General features: G+C 69.5%; 5 protein-coding genes. 2 read left to right on the top strand and 3 right to left on the bottom strand.

Annotation, left to right across the window (positions count from 1 at the left end; genetic code table 11):
• Positions 1 to 27: 27 nt before the first annotated feature.
• Positions 28 to 972, bottom strand: a complete 945-nt coding sequence (locus VA603_RS08500) for a proline racemase family protein (protein WP_323438526.1) — start codon at positions 970 to 972, stop codon at positions 28 to 30.
• A gap of 149 nt (positions 973 to 1,121) precedes the next feature.
• Between VA603_RS08500 and VA603_RS08495 the strand changes: the two genes are divergently transcribed.
• Together VA603_RS08495 and VA603_RS08490 are read left to right on the top strand one after the other, a co-directional pair.
• A complete protein-coding gene (locus VA603_RS08495) occupies positions 1,122 to 1,889 on the top strand; it encodes an AraC family transcriptional regulator (RefSeq protein ID WP_192287128.1) in 768 nt (255 codons plus the stop codon).
• Between the two features lie 235 nt (positions 1,890 to 2,124).
• Complete coding sequence (locus VA603_RS08490; protein WP_323438525.1) at positions 2,125 to 3,201, top strand: helix-turn-helix transcriptional regulator; 1,077 nt, start codon at positions 2,125 to 2,127, stop codon at positions 3,199 to 3,201.
• 13 nt (positions 3,202 to 3,214) lie between these two features.
• On the opposite strand, the gene bla is transcribed toward VA603_RS08490, so the two are convergent.
• Together bla and VA603_RS08480 are read right to left on the bottom strand one after the other, a co-directional pair.
• Positions 3,215 to 4,243 (bottom strand): class A beta-lactamase, encoded by a 1,029-nt coding sequence (gene bla, locus VA603_RS08485; protein WP_323438524.1) that lies wholly within the window; start codon positions 4,241 to 4,243, stop codon positions 3,215 to 3,217.
• Positions 4,244 to 4,314: 71 nt separating this feature from the next.
• Positions 4,315 to 5,123: TonB-dependent receptor domain-containing protein (locus VA603_RS08480; RefSeq protein WP_323438523.1), on the bottom strand; the 809-nt coding region annotated here is incomplete at its 5' end.

The raw sequence follows: 5,123 nt of genomic DNA, 5'->3' as shown, positions 1-5,123 counted from the left end.
TGATCAGCTCGAACGTACCGCCTGCACTCACGGCCGCGGACCGCCAATGCCCCAGGCGAACGGGTCAGCCGGGTCGATCAGCACGGTGGCACGCGCGGTGATCCACGCCTGGCCGATGATGCGCGGCAGGATGCCGCGCGTACCGGGCTGGTAGGACGCTTCGAACGCGGTACCCAGCACGCCCTGCTGCGTCCAGTGCTCACCCGCGCCGAGCTTGCCGTCGGCGGCCAGGCAGGCCAGTTTGGCGCTGGTGCCGGTGCCACACGGCGAACGGTCGTAGGCCAGCCCCGGGCACAACACGAAATTGCGCATCTGCCCGCTGCCGTCCGGTGCGGTGGCGTTGACTTCGATGTGGTCGATCTCGCCGTCCTGGCCGCGGATGCCGGCCTGTTCCAGCGCCACGCGGATGGCCTCGGTATAGGCGGTGAGCGCACGCTGGTTGGCCAGCTCCACCGTGCACGGCGCCTGCGCGGTGATGAAGAACCAGTTGCCGCCCCAGGCGACGTCGCCGCGCACCGGGCCATGCCCGGCCACCTCGACCACGACATCGGCCTGGTACCGCCAGCTCTCGACGTTGTCGACCGCGACCCGGCCATCGGCGAACAGTTCCACGCCCACCGTGCCCACCGGCGTCTCGATGCGATGCCGGCCCGCGCCGATGCGGCCCAGCTCGGCCAGCGTGCGGACCACGCCGATGGTGCCGTGGCCACACATGCCCAGGTAGCCGACGTTGTTGAAGAAGATCACCCCGGTGCACGCGGCCGGATCCTGCGCCGGCAGCAGCAGTGCGCCGACCATCGTGTCCGAGCCACGCGGCTCGCACGCCAGCGCCGCGCGCCAATGGTCGAACTGCCCGGCAAAACGCTCGCGGCGCTGCTGCAGGCTGCCCTGGCCAAGATCGGGAAATCCGCCAAGCACGACCCGGGTGGGCTCGCCTGCGGTATGCGAATCGATGATGTCTATCCGGTGCATGCGGCCATGCTCCCATTCGCCGCGCAGGCCCGAATAGCAGGCGATTGGGCGTGCTCATGCGGAATTCGGCACAGCCACCTGAACACGCGCAAACGCCTTCCGGCATGCGCTAGGATCGGCCGCACGCCACCCTGAAGGCCGCCACCGTGATGACGACGCCCCTGGATGCACGCCACTCCTCAAGCGATGTGCAGGACCTGTTCGATGCACTTCCCGACACCGTGTTCTTCATCAAGGACCGGCAGGGGCGCTATACGCACTGCAACCTCACCCTGGTGCAGCGGCTGGGCAGGAAGAAGCGTGGCGAAGTGATCGGGCGCTCGCCGCTGGAGGTGTTCCCCGCGCCGCTGGGCAACCGTTACCTGTTGCAGGACCAGCAGGTCCTCGGCGGCGACCCGATCGCCGACCGCCTGGAAGTGCACCTGTACCCGAACCGGCGCCCGGGCTGGTGCCTCACCCTGAAACGGCCGATGTACACCGATGGCGCCATCACCGGGTTGATGGGCGTCTCGCGCGACCTCGGCCGCCCCAACAGCCGCCACTCGGCGTTCGCCCAGCTCGACAAGGTGGTGGCGCACATGCAGCTGCATTTCGAGACCAACCTGCGCACGCCGCAGCTGGCCGAACGCGCGGGCATGTCGCTGGCGCAGCTGGAGCGCCACTTCCGCCACGTGTTCCAGCTCACCCCGCAGCAGTACATGATCAAGCTGCGCATCGAGATGGCGATGCGGCTGCTGCGTGGCGAGGGCAGCATCGCCGGCATCGGCCAGCGTTGCGGCTTCAGTGACCAGAGCGCGTTCGCGCGGCAGTTCAAGGCCACCGTCGGCATGACGCCCAGCGAGTACCGGGCACTGGACGAACGCTTCGGCATGACCGAACCGGCACCGGACAGCCGCATGGCCGAGCTCACCGGCTGAGGCGCGCCCACCGGCCCGGCAGCTGCACGCACGAGCGCATCGCGCTGCCCCACCCTGCCGTCCCCGCCCCCAGCGTCGCCACGCCCGCCCGGGCGAGGCTTGCCTGCCCGCGCGACGGGGTGCTAGAAGGGTCCATGCCGGTCCCTGTCCGGGCCGGGCATCTGGCGCGGCACGACGTACGGGGATCACAGCGGTCACGGCCGCTGCGTTTTATGGCTCGGGGACATGCAACACCATGGTCGGACGTGAACATGACATCGCGGTGAATCCCGATGCCTGCCCGGTACAAGCCAAGCAGGACATGCTCCGGGCGCTGGACATGCATGCCCTGTGGCGCGCCTGCGTGGACCTGGTCAGCCAACGCCTGCCCTGCCATTCGTGCACGCTGATGTACGACATCACCTGCGGCTACCAGCCGCAGCGCAGCCTGCACTTCCTCGGCGAGACGCCTTCCGGCCTGCCACCGCCCCTGCGCAGCCTGGACGTGGCCGCGCCCTACCTGCAGCAGCATCCGCGCATCCATTGGTACACGCTGTCGCAGATCGCCTCCGGCGACGCACAGGCGCGGCAACGGCTGCGCGCGCAGAACCCGGCGCCGGGCTGGCACGAGTTCATCCACATGGCGTTCTGGGGCGAGGACGGCCTGGAAGCGGTGCTGAGCATCCGCATGCGCGAAGGCCACGAACAGATCACCGACGGCCACCAGCAGTTCCTGGACGAGCTGCACCCGCTGATGTCCGCCGGACTGCAGCGCCTGCGCTCACTGCGCGACGAACGCCGCAGCGTCTACCAGGCACTGCTCGACCGGCAGAGCCTGCCGGAGCTGATCCTCGACCACGAGCTGCACCCGATCAGCCTGTCCCCCGCGGCGCAGCGGCTGTGCGCCGACTGGCTGGAACCGGACCGGTCCGGGCTGCCGGTTGTCATCGCCGCGGAACTGCGCCGCTGGCTCGGCCAGCCCGGTGCAGTCGCCCCCGGCAGCAGCACGACGGTCAGCCACCCGCGATGTCCGGGCAAGGCGCTGCACATCCGCCTGGAAGCACAGCTGCCGGCCCATCCACTGCAACCGCTGTACCTGCTGTGCCTGGCCACGGCCGCGCCGGCGGGCAGCCAGCGGCCGGTATGGTCCAAGCTCTCGCCCACCGAACAACGCGTGGCCGAACTGGTCGTCGATGGCCTGCGCAACGACGAGATCGCCCATCACCTGAGCCGCTCGCGCAAGACCATCGAAAGCCAGATCAGCGCGATCTACCGCAAGCTCGACGTCGGCCACCGCGCCCAGCTGGTGCGCCTGCTCAGCACCGCCTGCTGAGCACCACGCGCGCTCAGGGCACGAACAGGAAGTAGTCATGCGCCGCCCGCGCCAGCTGGGCGATGGCCGCGTCGCGCTCCTGGCTGCTGGCGCGCGACTGCACGAACACGCTGATCACCGCATGGCCGCGTCCGCCCGGCAGGGTGATCACGCCGACATCGTTGATCACGTCGCCCACCGTGCCGGTCTTGTGCGCCACCGGCGTGTCGCGCGGCAGCATGCCGGGCAGGCGCGCGGTGCCGGTGCGGGTATCGCGCATGATCGCCTGCAGCACCTCCAGGCTGGCCAGGCTCAGCACCTGCCCCTTCCATGTCTTTTCCAGCAGCAACGTCATCGCGCGCGCGGTACTGGTGTCGCGCGGGTCGGCGTTCCAGGCGTTGGTGTGGCTGCGCCGCTGCTCCTCGCTGCGCTCGCCGCGCGAGAGTTCGGCGTAGGCGGCCGGGCCCATCGGCTGGGCCTGCGAGGCAGCGTTGCCACGGTAGTTGGCCAGCAGCTCCCAGATGTAGCGGTCCACGCGCAGGCCGTCGATGCCCAGCGCGCGCATGCGTGCGTCCACCGCGGCAGTGCCGCCGCCGAGCCGGATCAGGATGTCGGTGGCGTTGTTGTCGCTGACGGTGATCATCATGTGCAGCAGGTCGCGTACGGTGATCGCCGAACCGGCGCTCAGGTGCAGGTCCATCGGCCCGCCCATCTCCGGATAGATGTCATCGGCCTTCAGCGTGACCTGCTGCTGCAGCGACAGCGTGCCTTCATCGACCAGCGCGAGGATATGCACCGCCACCGGCACCTTCATCGTGCTGGCCATCGGGAACGGCCGATCACCGTTGATGTAGACGCTGCGTCCGCTTTCCAGGTGCACGATGGCCGCACCCAGCTCGCCCCCGGGCAGCAGGCTGGCCAGGCGTTGCGCCTCGGCCTGCAGCGGCGCGGCCGGTGCGCTGCGCGCCAGCAGCGTGCCGGGCAGCCACAGGCTGGCCAGCAACGCGGCGGCCAGCAGCGGACGGCGCGGATGCAGGCGGCGAGGGGAAGCGGAACGGGTCATGTTCAAGGGGGTTTCCTCCAGGGACGGGAAGCGCCGCGGCGGGACTGACGATCATCCCGCCGCGACCAGGCTCAGAAACGCATGCGGGCGCCCAGCGTGTAGTAGCGGCCGACCACGTCGTAGTACGGCGAGCCTACCGCGCCCAGCGGCGATTTCCTGTCGAACAGGTTGCTGATGTCGGCGTAGATCTCGAACTCGCGGTCCGCGGACATCGGCAGGCGCATGCGTCCGCCCACGTCCCAGTACACGTAGGAACCGATGTCGCCGTTGGTCAGCTGCAACTGGTTGTTGTAGACGCCGGCGGACAGGTAACGCGCGCGCGCCTGCGCCGAATAGCGGTCGCCGCGCCAGCCGAAGGTGGCGTTGCCGCGCCAGCGCGGCACGCCCGAGCCGCCGGTCAGGCCCTGCGAGGTGACGTACTCGAAGCTGTTCTTGCCGTCGTAGGTGGTCAGGCTGTCCACCCAGGTCGCCAGCACGCGGGCGTGGAACTGGCCAGGCATCGCGGCGAACAGCGTGGCTGCCGGCAGGCTGTACATCAGGTCCACGTCCACGCCGTTGGTGCGGTACTCGGCCAGGTTGACGTAGTTGGAGTTGATCCGCTCGATCTCGCCGTTGCCGTCGCGCACCACGCGGCCACACATGGCTTGGTTGCCGGCGATGCAGCGCAGCACGGTCTCCTGCGCCGACACCTGGGTGATCACGTCCTTGATCTCGATGTCGAAGTAGTCCACCGACATGATCAGGCCCGGGGCACGGGCCGGCGCCCAGGTGAAGCCGACGGTCAGCGTATCGGCCTTCTCCGGGTCCAGGCGCGGATTGCCACCGCCGATCACCAGTGCGCTGAGCGAGGTGCCGGTGAGCGGGTCGCTGATGGTCGACC

Source organism: Stenotrophomonas capsici (genome assembly GCF_034961085.1).
Classification (GTDB): domain Bacteria; phylum Pseudomonadota; class Gammaproteobacteria; order Xanthomonadales; family Xanthomonadaceae; genus Stenotrophomonas; species Stenotrophomonas capsici.
The sequence above is the reverse complement of the archived record's forward strand: the minus strand, read 5'-3'. Positions and strand labels throughout refer to the sequence as shown.